Genomic DNA, 15,019 nt, shown 5'->3' on the forward strand with positions numbered 1-15,019 from the left:
GAGCCTGCCACGGTTCCGCTGGAGGTTCAGTGGATCCTGGTGTGCGGCCCGGCGGATGACGGCGGGGTCGATGGCCCCGTAGGGTGTGCCCATGCAGCGCACAACGGTGTGGTCGTGGCTCGTCGGCGGGCTCCTCCTTCTGGCACAGAGCGTTCTCGGTGTGCTGTCCGCGATCGCCGTCCGGTCGGGCGACGTCGTCTCGGTGCCCTACGAGCTGGGCGCCGCCTTTCTGGTCGCCGTCGCCTGCGTCGTCTATGCCTTCGGGCTACGGCCGTCGGAGAGCGTGGTCGCGCGAGGTCCCGGGGGCGTCGCCATCCTGCTCGCGCTCGGTGCCTTCGTCCTGGTGCGCGCCGTATGGTGGGCTGGTCCGACGGGCTTCATGGCGGGTGTCGGGGCGGAAGTGACCGCTGCGCTCGGTGCCATCGTCTCCTTCGTCCTCGCGGTGGGCGGCGCGATCGCGATCATCCGCGTCGGCGTGATCCCGCGGCCGTGGAGCTGGATTCCGCTCGCCGCCATCGTTCTCGGGCTCGGCCTGGCTGTCGTCCTCGCGGCCGTCACCGTGGTGGCGCCCGGGGCGGGCGGCCCCGTGGGTGTCTTGCCTGCGACGATTCCCGGCGTCGTCGGCATCGTGTCGATGGTGCTCGCCGTCACGACGCAGCCGTCGCCGGCCGGTACCTCGACTGCTCCGTCGAGCGCAGCCATGCGTCACGGCTGAGCGGCGAAGACCTTTCCTGGATTGAGGATGCCGGCGGGGTCGAAGACGGTCTTGATGCCGCGCTGCAGCGACCACTGATCGTCCCCGAGCTCATCGGCGAGCCATCGACTCTTGAGGACGCCGATGCCGTGCTCGCCGGTGAGGGTCCCGCCCAGCGCGATCGCTGCGCGGAAGAGTGCGTCGGCGGCCTGCCACACTCGCTCAGGGACTTCGTCGCCGTCGAAGATGAAGTTGGGATGGAGGTTGCCGTCACCCGCGTGACAGACCGTCGGGATCGTCAGGCCGTACTCGGTCTCGATCCGGGCGATCTCGTCGAACATCGCGGGCAGGGCGCTCCGAGGAACCGAGATGTCCTCGATGAGCGCGGTGCCGAGGCTCTCCATCGCGGGATGCATCGCGCGCCGGATGGCCCACAGCTGCGCCGCCTCGACGTCGTCTGCGGCGAGGCGCACCGCACCGCCCGCGGCGGAGAGGATGCGGGCGATCTCCGCCTGCTCGCTCGCCGCGGCGACGCCGTCGGTCTGCACCGTCAGTTGCGTCGCCCCGGGGGTCGGGGAGGGGAGGCCGAGGAGAGCATGGACGGCCGCGAGACTCACGGCATCCATCAGCTCCATGATCGCGGGCTGCACCCCCGCCGCGGTCACCGCGGCTGATCCGGCGGCGGCTGCGCGGACGTCGGAGAACTGCGCCGTCAGCGTGCGCGTCTCGCCCGGGACGAGGCGGCGGAGCTTGAGCGTTGCGCCGACGACGACGCCGAGGGTCCCCTCGGAGCCGATCATGAGCGCCGTCAGGTCGTAGCCCGTCACGCCTTTGACGCTGCGGTGTCCGGTCGAAATCAGCCGGCCGTCGGCGAGGACCACGTCGAGGGCGAGGACCGCATCGCGGACGACACCGTACTTCGCGCACAGCAGGCCGCCGGCGCCCGTGGCGATGTTGCCGCCGACGGTCGAGATCTCCCGGCTCGCGGGGTCCGGTGCCCACCAGAGGCCGTCGGGGACGAGTGCGCGCCCGAGGTCGGCGTTGAGGATACCGGGTTCGACGACGGCGAGGAGGTCATCGGGGCGGACCTCGAGGATCCGGTTCATGTCGCGCACCGAGAGCGCGATCTCACCCTCACCGGTGTTCGCGCCGCCGGCCAGGCCGGTTCCCGCGCCGCGGGTGACGACGGGGGTTCTCGTCGCCGTGGCGATCCGCAGGGTGGCCTGCACGTCGGCGACGGATGCCGCGCGCACGACCGCAAGCGGCCGTTGCGCTGCGCGGTGGCCCGACTTGTCGGACCGCGCGTCGTCGAGGGCGGCATCCGACGTGTCGACGCGCTCGCCGAGCGCGTCGCGGAGGAGGGCGACGACCTCGGTCACGACAGGCGTCGACGCCCCGAGAGGACGCCGACGATGACCGCGACCACGGCGAAGCCGAGGCCGATCCAGGCCTGACCCGCGCTCCACCAGGCGATCGTCGCGGACAGGTAGACGAGGAGCTCGACGAGGCCCCGGACGAACGGGTGCACGCGGATCACGGAGCGCGGCGAGGCGAACAGGCCCCAGACGAGAAGGGTGGCGAGCGGCGCGGCGATGCCGAAGACGATGTTCCACGGTGCGTCCCAGGCCGTGAAGCCCCAGATCGCGAGGGTCACGACGGCGAACAGTGCGCAGAGATAGCTGAGGATGTCGAGGGTCGACAGCCGGGTGGGCGCGGCGGGTGCTGGGGTGGCAACAGCGGGTGCGGGCTCCGCGGGACGTGCGGGTCGGACGTGGGGGAGCTCGGACATGCCTCGATTCTACCGGGGCCGTGTCGACGGTCGGAGTGTAACGAGTTTGTTAAGACTGCTTGCAAATAGAGCTTTCGCTCTTGCGGGCAGCCTATTCGTAAGGCTTACTAACAAACATGTCGACGCCGACCCGCTCCACCGCAGTCACCCGTTCGCGACGGTCCGCGGGCAAGATCCTCCCCGAGCACGCGCGTGCCCACAACCGCGCGCTGGTGCTCCAGTCGCTCTTCTCGGCGGGGGCGATGAGCCGGGCCGACCTGGCTCGCGAAACCGGGCTGACGCGCGTCACGGTCTCCGACCTCGTGGCCTCGCTCATCGGTGACGGCTACGTCGTCGAGCAGGGGGTCCGCGAGGCATCCGGTCCCGGCAAACCCGCGATCCTCGTCGACATCGCTCGCGACGGTCACCGCATCGTCGGCCTCGACCTGTCGGGGAGCGAGAGCTTCCTCGGCGCGGTCCTCACCCTCGACGGCGAGATCGTCGCGCGCCACAGCGTTCCCGTGCCGGACCGTCGAGAGGACGTGCTCGCAGCGATCATCGCGCTCGCGCGCACGGTCGTGGCCGACGCCCACGCTCCCGTCCTGGGCCTCGGAGTCGGCACTCCCGGTGTCGTCGACGACCACGGCGTCGTCCTCGCCGCGCCTGGTTTCGGGTGGACCGACGTCGACCTCGCCGGAGAGCTCCAGGCTGAGCTCGGGCTGCCCGTCCTCGTCGCCAACGACGCGAACGCCGCGGTCCTCGCCGAGCACACGTTCGGGGGAGCCGGCGACGATGTGATCCTCGTCCGAGTGGGCCGCGGTGTCGGTGCGGGCCTTCTGACCGGGGGCGAGCCTCTCGCCGGTGCCCGGTTCGCCGCGGGTGAGATCGGCCACGTCACCGTCGGCACCGACGGCGGCCCGGAGTGCGCCTGCGGCAAGATCGGATGCCTCGAAGCGTGGCTCGCGGTGCCCGCGCTCACCGAGCGCCTCGCCGCCTCCGATGATCCCGAGGGGGTATTGCGCGACGCCGGCGCACGGCTCGGAATCGCGCTCGCACCGATCGTCGGCGCCCTCGATCTGTCGGAGATCGCCCTCTCCGGCCCCCCCGAGCTTCTCGGTGGGTCCCTCGCCCAAGCGGCCGCCGACACGGTCCGCACCCGGACCCTCGCCGCATTCCACGACGGACTCCTGGTGCGCATGTCGACCCACAGCGAGGACATCGTCCTCCGCGGCGCGGCCGTCATGGTGCTCTCCGGGCGTCTCGGAGTGTCCTGACCTGCACCACCCGCATCCGCGACGACCCGTCCGGGCCGCCGCATCCCCCACAGTGAAGGAATCGCTATGAAGAAGACCCTCGGAGCACTGTCGCTCCTCGGCGCGTCGGCCCTCGCCCTCTCCGGCTGCGCCGGCGGCGGATCGCCCACCGGCGGGAGCGCCGCCACCGGAGAGCTGACGGTCTGGCTGGTCGGCACGGACACGCCCCAGGATGCGCGGGACTACCTGAAGAAGACGTTCGAGCAGCAGAACGACGGCTGGACCCTCACGATCGAAGAGAAGACGTGGGCAGACACGACCGAGGGGTACGTCGCCGCCCTGTCCTCGAACGACGCCCCCGACCTCGTGGAGGTCGGGAACACGCAGGCGCCCGGGTTCATCGATCAGGGGCTGTTCGCCGACATCACCGACATCCGCGACGATCTCGGTGGCGACGACATGCTCCCCGCCTTCGTCGAGAGCGCGACCCTGGACGGTGCCCTGTACGCGGCGCCGTACTACGCCGGCTCTCGTGTCGTCTTCTACTCGCCGACGACCTACGGGGGCGAGCTCCCCGCGACACTGAGCGACTATGTGAAGGCCGGCATCGACAACACGACCGGCAGCAAGTCCGGCATCTACGCGCCCGGCAAGGACTGGTACAACGCGTTGCCCTACGTCTGGGCCAACGGCGGCGAGATCGCCACCCTCGAAGGGGACAAGTGGGTCGGCGGTTTCTCGAGCGAGGGCGGCGTGGAGGGGCTCACCATGCTCCAGGACGTCTACAAGAACGCCACCATCGCTCCCGCCGACGCCGACGAGACCGATCCCCAGGTGCCGTTCTGTGCGGGCGAGGTCGGGTTCCTCTCGGCGCCCAGCTGGGTGCAGTGGTCGATCCTCGCTCCGGCCGATGCCGAAGCACCCGGATGCCCCGACGACACCGGCAAGGACATGGCGGCGTTCGCGCTCCCCGGGATGACCGAGGGTGAGGTCGCACCGGTCTTCGCCGGGGGATCGAGCATCGCCGTCGCGGCGAAGTCCGACGCGCCGGACATGTCCGAGGCTGCACTCGAGATCATCCTGTCGGAGGGGTACCAGAAGATCCTCGCCGAGAACGGACTCATTCCCGCTCGCACCTCGTTCGCGCAGTACCTGCCCGACAACCAGATCACGGCCGAGGCGGCGAAGGCCGCGGCATCCTCCAAGGCCGTCCCGGCCAGCCCGAAGTGGGTCGAGGTCGAGTCTGCGGGTGTCATCAAGGACGCCCTCGTGAAGATCGCGCAGGGAGGCGACGTCGCCGAGATCGCAGCCGCCCTCGACGGTCAGATCGAAGCGATCCTCAACTCCTGACCGACGCGGCGCAGGGGGCGGTGCGCCCTCTGCGCCGCCCCCACTCCGCGGAGACGACGATGTCCGGAACCCTCACCCGCACCGCGCCCGCGCGGGCGACCCGCGATCCCCTCGCGACGGCGACGCGTGAGCGCGCCCGCCGCCGAAAGGACGGCGCGGCGGCACTCACCCTGCTCGGGCCCTCGCTCGTCATCCTGGCCGTGATGGTGGGCTATCCCGCCGTCCTCATGGTGGTGCAGTCGTTCACCGACTATTCGATCCGGGACAAAGTCCAGGGCACGGTTCCCGACGTCGTCGGGTTCGCGAACTACCTCGAGGTGTTCACGGCGTCGGACTTCCCGGCCGTCCTGGTTCGAAGCTTGGGCCTCATGCTCGTGATGACGATCCTGATCGTCGGGCTCGGTGCGCTCGTCGCCGTCCTCATGACCCGACTGACCCGAGGGTGGCGATTGCTCGTGTCGGTCGGACTGCTCCTGGCCTGGGCGATGCCGCCGCTGGCGGCGACGACCGTCTGGGGTTGGATCTTCGATGCGCAGTACGGGCTGGTGAACTGGCTGCTGAACGCCGTCACCGGCACGACCGACTTCACGAACCATTCGTGGCTGCTCGACCCGTGGTCGTTCTTCGTCGTGCTCACGATCATCGTCGTCTGGCAGGGGGTGCCGTTCGCGGCGTTCACCCTCTACGCGGCGCTCGGGCAGGTTCCCGGCGAGGTGCTCGAGGCCGCCTCGCTCGACGGCGCGACGGGGATCCGCCGGTTCCGGCTCGTCGTCTACCCGTTCCTGCGGAACGTCGTCACCGTCGTGGTCGTGCTGCAGGTCATCTGGAACCTCCGCATCTTCACGCAGGTGTACACACTTCAGCAGCGCGGCGGGCTCGCGTCCGAGACGAACGTTCTCGGGACCTACATCTTCCGGCAGGGGGTCGGGGAGTTCGGCGTCACGAGCGCGATCGGCGTGCTGACCGTCATCCTGCTCCTCGCCCTGTCGTGGGGCTATGTCCGCACGACCCTCAAGGAGGAGGAGCTGTGAGCACGCAGATCACCCCGGCCGCGCAGCTGTCGACCGTCGGCGTCGAGGAGGTCGCCGGGCGGGTCGGCGACGCCCGGACGGTGCTACCCGACTCGCTTGCTGCGCGGCGTCGTCGACGCTCGCCAGTGGGTCGCCTCCTGCTGAACCTCGCCGCTCTCGTCGTCTTCGTCTGCTCGGTGTTCCCCGTCTACTGGATGCTGAACATGTCGTTCACGCGGGGCGAGTCGATCATCAGTCGCTCCCCGAGCTTTCTGCCGCTCGACTTCACGCTCCGCAACTACGAGACCGCCTGGAACCGCGAAGCCGCACCGGGCCAGACCGACTTCGTGCACGGCGTCATCAGCTCGGGGCTCGTCACCGTCGGAGTGCTCGTCATCACCCTGCTCGTGGCCTTCCTCGCCTCGATCGCAGTGGCCCGCATCCGTTTCCGCGGTCGTCGCACGTTCATCGTCTCCGTGCTCATCGTCCAGATGATCCCGGGCGAGGCCATGATGTTCACGATCTACGGGATGATCGACGACTGGCGGCTCATGAACACCCTCGTCGGTCTCGGGATCGTCTACGTCGCCGCAGTCGTCCCCTTCACGATTTGGACTCTGCGCGGGTTCGTCGCGGGAGTGCCGGTCGACCTCGAGGAAGCGGCGATGATCGACGGCTGCACGCGCTCGCAGGCGTTCTGGAAGGTCACCTTCCCGCTCCTCGCCCCGGGCCTCGTCGCCACCGGCGTCTTCGCGTTCATCCAGTCGTGGAACGAGTTCACGATGGCCCTCCTGCTCCTGCGCGGCCAGAACCTGACCCTGCCGCCGTGGCTGCTGTCGTTCCAGTCCGCGACCGAGGCGACGAACTGGGGTGCGGTGATGGCGGCATCCACCCTCATCTCGATCCCCGTCGTCGTGTTCTTCCTGATCGTGCAGGGACGGATGTCGGGCGGCCTCGTCTCGGGCGCCGTGAAGGGCTGACATGCGCGTCGGAGTCGACGTCGGCGGCACGAAGATCCTCGCCGTCGCCGTGGACGAGGGCGGGGCTGTGGTCTCGGCGGTGCGCCGCGAGACGGGGTGGGGCGCCGACGCCGTCGTCGACGGCATCTGCGCCGCGGTCGAGACGGTCTCGCAGGGGCGACGACCCGATGCGATCGGTGTGGGTGTGCCGGGCCAGGTCGCGCCGCGCGGCATCGTGCGGCACGCCCTCAACCTCGGAATCGATTCCCTCGATCTCGCCGCGGCCGTGGAGGACCGGATCGGCGCCCGGCCCGTCGTCGAGAACGACGTGCGTGCCGCGGCCGTCGGGGTGTCGGCGCTGCTGCCCGAGGTCGCCTCGCTCGCCTACCTCAACCTCGGGACAGGAGTCGCCGCCGGCATCGCGCAGGGCGGGATGCCGTGGCGCGGCGCTCGTGGCGCGGCCGGGGAGATAGGGCACGTGAGCGTCGACCCTGCCGGCCCCGTCTGCCCGTGCGGTCAGCGCGGATGCATCGAGGCGCTCGCCGGCGGCGATGCCGTGGCCGCGCGTTGGGGGCAGGCGGCGACCCTCCCCGTGGCCGAGGTCTTCGAGGCCGCGGACGCGGGCGACCCGCTCGCCTTGTCGGTGCGAGCGGACCTGGTCCGCGGGGTGGCCGCCGCGGTGCAGTTGCTCGTCCTGACCACCGACGTGGAGCGCGTCGTCCTCGGCGGCGGGGTCGCGAACCTCGGCGAGCGGCTGCGCCGACCCGTGCGCACGGCGCTGCGGGCCGCGGCATCCGGGTCGGTGTTCCTCGCCTCACTGGATCTTGCGGACCGCGTCGTGCCGGTTCCTTCGGACGCGCCGATCGGTGCGCTCGGCGCGGCGCTTCTGGCGGGGGCGCCTGCCGCCGCGGTCCCGGGAATGTGAACGAGGCGCTGATTCGTATCCGGTCTCCACGCGAGCACGCGGAGCGTGCGAGATCAGCTCGGCCGCATCGATCGGGACCGGATACGGAACGCGTCGTGCTCAGGGGCAGGCGGAGTCCGCGTCGGTGTCGCTCCGATCCGCGCGGACCGTTCTCCGGAGAAACTGTCCGCCAGGCGGGGACGCGGCCCCGCGGGAGCGCATCCGTCCGGAGAACGGTCCGGCAGCTTGGATGCCGCGGTCAGACCGTCCCGGTGAAGACCCGCCGCACGTGCAGGTCGGCGTCGAGGAGCACGGCGTCGGCGACCGCGCCGACGGCGAGCGAGCCGAGATCGGGCCGGCCGATCGTGCGCGCCGGGGTGCGGGTGAGAGCCGTGACCGCGTCGGGGAGGGCGACTCCGGCGGTGACCGCGGTGCGGAGCGCGGCATCCTGCGTCAGCGTCGACCCGGCTATCGTGCCGTCGGCCAAGCGGGCGACACCGGCGTCGACGCTCACCTCGAGCGATCCGAGGCGGTAGGTCCCGTCGGCGGAGCCGGCGGCGGCCATCGCATCGGTCACGAGCGCGACGCGACCGGGAGCGGCGGCGAACAGCATCCGGATCACGTCGGGGTGCAGGTGCACGCCGTCGGCGATGACCTCGATCGTCACCCGCGGGTCGCCGGTGGCGGCGCCGACCGGTCCGGGTGCTCGATGGTGGAGCCCGGGCATCGCGTTGAAGGCGTGGGTGAGAAGCGTCGCGCCGGCGTCGAACGCGCGGCGGGTCGCGTCGGCGTCGGCGTCGGTGTGGCCGACCGCGACGACGACGCCGGCTGCGACGAACGTCGCGATCGCCTCGTGGCCGCCCGGCAGCTCGGGTGCGAGCGTCACCTGGACGAGCGATCCGCGGGCCGCTTCGATCAGGGCGGTCACAACCTCGGGCGTGGGGTCCAGGAGCAGCTCCGGGTCGTGGGCGCCGTGGTGACCCGGGTCGAGGAACGGTCCCTCGAGGTGCGCGCCGAGAACCGAGGCATCCGTCTTCGCGAGATCCGCGATCGCGCCGAGTCGTGTCGCGAGGTCGGCGGGCGAGCCCGCGACGAGGGAGATCACCGCGCGCGTCGTGCCATGCGCGAGGTGCAGGGCCCGCGCCGCGCGGATCGCGCCGGAGCCGTCCTCGTGCGCGTATCCGCCGCCGCCGTGACCGTGCAGGTCGACGAACCCCGGCGTGAGCACAGCGCCGTCGCCGGCGACCGCGCGCGCGTCGACGACCTCATCCGCGTCGAGCACGCGCCAGGTCTCGCCGGTGCCGGATGCCGCGACCCGGCCCGCGTCGAGGTGAACCCATGCGTCCGGGGTTTCCCTCCCGCCGTCGACCAGCAGGGCCGAGTGGATGAGGCGCGTCACGTCGTCCACGGGACCTCCTCGAGGGCGGGGAAGTGGATGCCGAGAGTCGTCCACAGCGGCCCGAGACCACCGACCCGGCTGCGGAACGATTCCCACGTCCGCTCCGGCCCGAGGGCTGGAGACCAGGCGATCTCCGCGGCAGCCGCGATGCGTGGGAACGCGAGCGCATCGATATCGGCGAGCGTCGCGACGGTCTCGGTCCAGAGCGGCGCCTCGACGCCGAGGATCGCGTCCTCGGCAAGGTCTTCGACGACGGTCGACGGCTCCCACGCGTAGGCGCGCTCGAGGCTCGTCACGCCGTTCGCCCAGGTGAGGCCGAGGGCCGAGTCCGCCGTCGGCTTCATGTCGAGGTAGATCGCATCGGCGGGGGAGAGGACGACCCGGCCGCCGCGCTCGGCGAAGGCGCGGGCGTGCTGCGGGGCGGCATCCGTCGGCGTGACGAACCCCCAGTACTGGCCGACCGTGCCGGGTGCCAGGCTCGCGACGGCGCCGGCCTCGTGCCAGGCCATCGGCGTCTTGCCGAGGTCCGCGATGACTGCGCTCGCGCGGGCGACGAAGTACGCGAAGTCCTCGGGCGCCGTGCCGAGCGACTCATCACCGCCGAAATGCAGCCACGGCCCGGGGGTGAGTTCGGCGAGCTCGCCGAAGACGTCGCGCACGAAGTCGTACGTCGCCTCGTCGTGGACGCGCAGCGACGAGAAGCCGACCGCGGTGCCGGTGTATGGCTCGCCCGCGACGGGGGTCGAGCCCTCCGTGATGACGTCGGTCACGGGCGCCTCGGCGAGCTCCGGATACGCGAGCCCGACGGCGTGCGTGTGGCCCGGCATGTCGAACTCGGGGATCACGGTCATGTGGCGGGATGCCGCGTAGTCGACGATCGCGCGGTAGTCGTCCTGCGTGTAGAAGCCGCCCGGGGCGCCGTCGACCGCGGCCGCGGACCCCTTTTCGGTGAGCGCGGGTCGCGAACGCAGCTCGAGGCGCCAGCCCTGGTCATCGGACAGGTGCAGATGCAAGACGTTGAGTTTGAGGGATGCCGCCCGGTCGATGTACGCGCGTACCGTCGCGACATCGTGGAAGTGGCGCGCGACGTCGAGCATGACGCCGCGGTAGACGAAGCGCGGCGAGTCCTCGATGCGGACGGCAGGGATCACCCAGCGCTCGCCGTCGCGGCGGACCAGTTGGCCGACCGTCTGCACCCCGTAGAACAGTCCCGCGGCGTCCGCCCCCGTGATCCGGATGCCGGTGGCCGACACCTCGAGTCGGTACGACTCCGCGGGGCCGCCCTCGGCGGAGGCGAGGACGATGCCGTCGCCGTCGGGCAGATCGAGGCCCGTGCGCGCGGCGAGCATGGCGCGGAGCGCGGCTGCGGCATCCGGATCTCCGGTCACGCCTGCGTCGGCGAGGGGGAAAGATGCGTCGCCCGTGACCTCGACGTCTGCGGGGGAGGGCACGAGAGGAAGGGGGAGCATGTCCGCCGCCGATCTGTAAGGTGTCCTAACAAAACCGATCGGGCCAGCCTATCAGCGGCCCCATCCGTTATGCTCGCAGTGTCGCGACTGGCGTTGAGGTGGACCACCACCGGGGAGCGATTGACACGGCATTCGACCGCGCGCCTGGGCCGATGCGAGATTCCCCATCCCGAAAGCCGTCGTCAGGAGATCGCTATGACCGATTCGCTGTTCAACGCCCCGCTGTCCGAGGTCGACCCCGAGATCGCCGATGTGCTCGAGCGGGAGCTCGACCGTCAGCGCGGGTTCCTCGAGATGATCGCCTCCGAGAACTTCGTTCCCGTCTCGGTGCTGCAGTCGCAGGGCTCCGTCCTCACCAACAAGTACGCCGAGGGCTACCCCGGCCGCCGGTACTACGGCGGCTGCGAGGTCGTCGACGTCGCCGAGGAGCTCGCGATCGAGCGCGCGAAGGCCCTCTTCGGCGCCGGGTTCGCCAACGTCCAGCCGCACTCGGGCGCCTCGGCGAACGCCGCGGTCCTCCACGCGATCGCCCGCCCCGGTGACACGCTGCTCGGCCTGTCGCTCGACCACGGCGGCCACCTCACGCACGGCATGAAGATCAATTTCTCGGGCCGGCTCTACAACATCGTCGCGTACGGCGTCGACGCCGAGACCTCGCTCGTCGACATGGACGAGGTTCGCCGCCTCGCCATCGAGCACAAGCCGAAGGTCATCATCGCCGGCTGGTCGGCCTACCCCCGCCAGCTCGACTTCGCCGCGTTCCGCGCCATCGCCGACGAGGTCGGTGCGCTCCTCTGGGTCGACATGGCGCACTTCGCCGGTCTCGTCGCGGCGGGCCTGCACCCCTCGCCCATCCCGCACGCGCACGTCGTCTCGACCACCGTGCACAAGACGATCGGCGGGCCTCGCTCGGGCCTCATCCTCTCGAACGACGCCGACATCGCGAAGAAGATCAACACCGCGGTCTTCCCGGGCCAGCAGGGCGGTCCGCTCATGCACGTGATCGCCGCCAAGGCGACCGCGTTCAAGCTCGCGATGACGCCGGAGTTCAAGGAGCGCCAGGAGCGCACGCTCCGGGGAGCGGCGATCCTCGCCGATCGCCTCACCCAGGACGACGTGAAGAACGCCGGCATCGCCGTGCGCTCGGGCGGCACCGACGTGCACCTCGTCCTCGTCGACCTCCGCGAGGCCGCCATCGACGGCAAGCAGGCCGAAGACCTCCTGCACGAGATCCGGATCACGGTCAACCGCAACGCGGTTCCGAACGACCCGCGCCCGCCGATGGTCACCTCCGGCCTGCGCATCGGCACCCCCGCGCTCGCGACCCGCGGTTTCGGCGACGCCGAGTTCACCGAGGTCGCCGACGTGATCGCGCTCGCGCTGCTGCCCGGCGCCGACCTCGAGCCGCTCCGCGCCCGCGTCGCGAAGCTCGCCGACGGGTTCCCGCTCTACCCCGGCCTTCAGCAGTGACCGCTCGGATCCGGCCCCTTCACCGACCGCGAGACTGCGCGCACGCCTCGAGACAGGGGTCTTGGGCCGCAGTCTCGAGCTCCGGGTGCAGTCTCGCGGTCGAGGGGCGACGACAGGAGACATCATGACCGCTCGGATCCTCGACGGTAAGGCGGCCTCGGCCGCGATCAAAACGGAGCTCGCCGAGCGCGTCGCCGTGTTGAAGGAGCGCGGCGTGACGCCCGGGATCGCCACCGTCCTCGTGGGGGCGGACCCGGCATCCCAGCTCTACGTCGGGATGAAGCACCGGCAGTCCGAGGCGATCGGAATGAACTCGATCCAGCGCGAGCTGCCCGCCGACGCGTCGCAGGAGCAGGTCGAGGCGCTGATCGATGAGCTCAACGCCGACCCCGCCTGCCACGGCTACATCGTGCAGCTGCCGCTGCCGAAGCACCTCGACACCGACCGGATCCTCGAGCGGATCGATCCCGAGAAGGATGCCGACGGCCTCCACCCGACGAACCTCGGTCGCCTGGTGCTCAACGTCAACACCGCGATCACGTCGCCGCTGCCCTGCACGCCGCGCGGGGTCATCGAGCTGCTGCTGCGCAACGGCTACGACCTGAACGGCAAACACGTCGTCGTCGTCGGACGCGGCGTCACGATCGGCCGGTCGATCGGCCTGCTGCTGACCCGTCGCGAGTACAACGCGACCGTGACGCTCACCCACACCGGCACGACCGACCTCGGCGCGCACCTGCGCGAAGCCGACGTCATCGTCGCAGCCGCGGGTGTGAAGCACATCGTCACCGCCGAGCACGTGAAGCCCGGCGCCGCCGTCCTCGACGTCGGCGTCACGCGCGAGGACGACCCCGAGACCGGCAAGAGCCGCGTCTTCGGCGACGTGCACCCGGATGTCGCGGACGTCGCGGGCTGGGTATCGCCGAACCCCGGCGGCGTCGGCCCGATGACGGTCGCGCTGCTGATGACGAACGTCGTCGAGGTGGCCGAGCGCGCTGCGGGGCTGCGCGTCTGACGCCCGCTTTGTGAGCGAGGGATGCCGGGTGTCGCCCGGCATCCCTCGCCTTGGTTAACGGGAGGTGCTCGCCTGTCGCAATGTGCGGGGGCGCGCGGCGTTGCGACAGGGGAAGCTGCGCGGGGCGCCGAGCCTCAAGCGGTGAAGCGCGCGAGGAACGCCTGGGTGCGGGCCTCCTGCGGATGCCGCAGCACGGCCGACGACGGGCCCTGCTCGACGATCGTGCCGGCGTCGAGGAACACGACGCGGTCGGCGACGTCGCGGGCGAACGCCATCTCGTGCGTCGCCATGAGGATCGTCGCGCCCTCGGTCGCCAGGTCGCGGACGAGCTCCAGGACCTCGCCGACGAGCTCCGGGTCGAGAGCCGAGGTGATCTCGTCGAGGAGCAGCACCTCGGGATCGGTCGCGATCGCGCGGGCGATGGCGACGCGCTGCTGCTGACCTCCCGACAAGCGGTCGGGGTGATCCTTCGCCTTGTCGGCGAGTCCGACCCGGGCCAGCAGATCGGCGGCGCGGGATTCGGCGTCGCGGCGCGGCATCCGGTGCACCACGCGGGAGGCGAGCGTGACGTTGTCGAGCACGGACAAGTGCGGGAAGAGGTTGAAGCTCTGGAACACCGCGCCGAGGCGGGCCCGCACGCGGTTGCCGTCTACCCGGGGGTCGGAGATGTCCTCTTCGCCTAAGAAGATCTGCCCGTCGTCGATGGGTTCGAGAAGGCCCAGGCACCGGAGCAGCGTCGACTTGCCCGACCCGCTCGCGCCGATGAGCGCGACGACCTCGTGTGCGCCGAGCGTCACGTCGACGCCTTTCAGCACCTCCCGGTCGCCGAAGGACTTGCGGATGCCGGTGGCCGTCAGGATCGCGCTCACAGGACCGATCCTGACTGCTCGCGCTCGCGGAGCCTCGCCGTGTACCAGTCCGTGAGCCTGATCGTGGGGATCGCAAGCAGGATGAAGAGGATGCCGGCCACGACGTACGGCGTGAAGTTGTACGTCGTCGCGACGACGCCCTTCGCCCGGGCGAGCGCGTCGAGACCCGCGATGATCGAGATGAGCCCTACGTCCTTCTGCATCGAGATGAAGTCGTTCATAAGCGCCGGTGTCATCTTGCGGAGCGCCTGCGGCAGGACGACGCGACGAAGTGTCTGCACGTGGCCCAGGCCGAGCGCGCGGGCGGCGAGCCGCTGCGACGGATGCACCGATTCGATGCCCGCGCGGATCACCTCGGCGACGTACGCGGAGTAGGTGAGGGTCACGGCCAGCACGCCGAGGAGCAGCTCATCGATCCGCTCGCCGACGATCGTGGGCAACCCGAATCCGACGAGGTAGAGGACGATGATGAACGGCAGCCCGCGGAACAGATCGGTGTAGCCCGCCGCCAGGGTCCGCACGGGAAAGAAGACCGGGCCCCGGAGAGTGCGCAGGAGTGCGATCACGAGCGCGACGCCGCCGACCGTGAAGATCGAGATGCCGAGCACCGTCAGGTTGAGGAGGAAGCCCTCCCACACCTTCGGCAGCGCCTCGATGGCGACAGCGGGGTCGAAGAAGGCCCGCTGGACCTTTGCCCAGCCCTCCGTGTTGATGACGAACGCCCACACGATCACCGCGAAAGCGGCCGTCGAGAGGATCGCGATGAGCACGGACCGTCGCTGCCGTCCACGCCGGTAGGCGCGACGGTCGAGCTCGAGTTCGCTCGGGATGCTGGTACTCACGGATCGACGCTAGCGCG

14 protein-coding genes and 1 riboswitch are annotated in these 15,019 nt (G+C 70.8%); of the genes, 8 read left to right on the forward strand and 6 right to left on the reverse strand.

Annotated elements, in window-relative coordinates; all coding sequences use genetic code 11:
• The first annotated feature begins 91 nt into the window (after positions 1-91).
• The gene (locus MO1_RS07080) at positions 92-715 is read left to right on the forward strand and encodes a hypothetical protein (RefSeq protein ID WP_036313012.1); all 624 of its coding nucleotides are present in this window, start codon (positions 92-94) and stop codon (positions 713-715) included.
• On the opposite strand, the gene MO1_RS07085 is transcribed toward MO1_RS07080, so the two are convergent.
• Together MO1_RS07085 and MO1_RS07090 are read right to left on the reverse strand one after the other, a co-directional pair.
• Positions 706-2,073, reverse strand: coding sequence for an FAD-binding oxidoreductase (locus MO1_RS07085; protein WP_060915635.1), 1,368 nt, complete (start codon positions 2,071-2,073; stop codon positions 706-708). The genes MO1_RS07080 and MO1_RS07085 overlap by 10 nt on opposite strands.
• Positions 2,070-2,483, reverse strand: coding sequence for a YrdB family protein (locus tag MO1_RS07090; protein WP_060915636.1), 414 nt, complete (start codon positions 2,481-2,483; stop codon positions 2,070-2,072). Before MO1_RS07090 ends, MO1_RS07085 begins: the two co-directional genes overlap by 4 nt.
• Before the next feature lie 116 nt (positions 2,484-2,599).
• On the opposite strand from MO1_RS07090, the gene MO1_RS07095 reads away from it, so the two are divergent.
• From MO1_RS07095 to MO1_RS07115, 5 genes are all read left to right on the forward strand, one after another.
• A complete protein-coding gene (locus MO1_RS07095; protein ID WP_036313004.1) occupies positions 2,600-3,736 on the forward strand; it encodes an ROK family transcriptional regulator in 1,137 nt (378 codons plus the stop codon).
• Positions 3,737-3,802: 66 nt separating this feature from the next.
• On the forward strand, positions 3,803-5,065 hold the full coding sequence (locus MO1_RS07100) for a sugar ABC transporter substrate-binding protein (protein ID WP_036313001.1): 1,263 nt from the start codon (positions 3,803-3,805) through the stop codon (positions 5,063-5,065).
• A gap of 59 nt (positions 5,066-5,124) precedes the next feature.
• The gene (locus MO1_RS07105) at positions 5,125-6,096 is read left to right on the forward strand and encodes a carbohydrate ABC transporter permease (protein ID WP_036312998.1); all 972 of its coding nucleotides are present in this window, start codon (positions 5,125-5,127) and stop codon (positions 6,094-6,096) included.
• Positions 6,093-7,055, forward strand: coding sequence for a carbohydrate ABC transporter permease (locus MO1_RS07110; RefSeq protein ID WP_060915637.1), 963 nt, complete (start codon positions 6,093-6,095; stop codon positions 7,053-7,055). Before MO1_RS07105 ends, MO1_RS07110 begins: the two co-directional genes overlap by 4 nt.
• A 1-nt stretch (position 7,056) precedes the next feature.
• Positions 7,057-7,959, forward strand: coding sequence for an ROK family protein (locus tag MO1_RS07115; protein ID WP_060915638.1), 903 nt, complete (start codon positions 7,057-7,059; stop codon positions 7,957-7,959).
• Between the two features lie 238 nt (positions 7,960-8,197).
• On the opposite strand, the gene nagA is transcribed toward MO1_RS07115, so the two are convergent.
• Both nagA and MO1_RS07125 read right to left on the reverse strand, forming a co-directional pair.
• Positions 8,198-9,346 (reverse strand): N-acetylglucosamine-6-phosphate deacetylase, encoded by a 1,149-nt coding sequence (nagA, locus tag MO1_RS07120; RefSeq protein ID WP_060915639.1) that lies wholly within the window; start codon positions 9,344-9,346, stop codon positions 8,198-8,200.
• Positions 9,334-10,806, reverse strand: a complete 1,473-nt coding sequence (locus MO1_RS07125) for a beta-N-acetylhexosaminidase (RefSeq protein WP_060915640.1) — start codon at positions 10,804-10,806, stop codon at positions 9,334-9,336. The genes nagA and MO1_RS07125 overlap by 13 nt, the downstream gene beginning before the upstream one ends.
• A gap of 73 nt (positions 10,807-10,879) precedes the next feature.
• Positions 10,880-10,963: riboswitch (ZMP/ZTP riboswitch) on the forward strand.
• Between the two features lie 38 nt (positions 10,964-11,001).
• Between MO1_RS07125 and glyA the strand changes: the two genes are divergently transcribed.
• Both glyA and MO1_RS07135 read left to right on the forward strand, forming a co-directional pair.
• Positions 11,002-12,276 carry a serine hydroxymethyltransferase gene (gene glyA / locus MO1_RS07130; protein WP_036312983.1) on the forward strand — a complete coding sequence of 425 codons (1,275 nt, stop codon included), beginning with the start codon at positions 11,002-11,004 and terminating at the stop codon, positions 12,274-12,276.
• 124 nt (positions 12,277-12,400) lie between these two features.
• A complete protein-coding gene (locus MO1_RS07135) occupies positions 12,401-13,291 on the forward strand; it encodes a bifunctional methylenetetrahydrofolate dehydrogenase/methenyltetrahydrofolate cyclohydrolase (protein WP_060915641.1) in 891 nt (296 codons plus the stop codon).
• 134 nt (positions 13,292-13,425) lie between these two features.
• Here MO1_RS07135 and MO1_RS07140 read toward each other — a convergent pair whose 3' ends face one another.
• Both MO1_RS07140 and MO1_RS07145 read right to left on the reverse strand, forming a co-directional pair.
• Positions 13,426-14,160, reverse strand: coding sequence for an amino acid ABC transporter ATP-binding protein (locus MO1_RS07140; protein WP_060915642.1), 735 nt, complete (start codon positions 14,158-14,160; stop codon positions 13,426-13,428).
• Positions 14,157-15,002 carry an amino acid ABC transporter permease gene (locus tag MO1_RS07145; protein WP_060915643.1) on the reverse strand — a complete coding sequence of 282 codons (846 nt, stop codon included), beginning with the start codon at positions 15,000-15,002 and terminating at the stop codon, positions 14,157-14,159. Before MO1_RS07145 ends, MO1_RS07140 begins: the two co-directional genes overlap by 4 nt.
• Positions 15,003-15,019: the final 17 nt, after the last annotated feature.

This window comes from Microbacterium oleivorans NBRC 103075 (assembly GCF_001552475.1).
GTDB classification, from domain to species: domain Bacteria; phylum Actinomycetota; class Actinomycetes; order Actinomycetales; family Microbacteriaceae; genus Microbacterium; species Microbacterium oleivorans.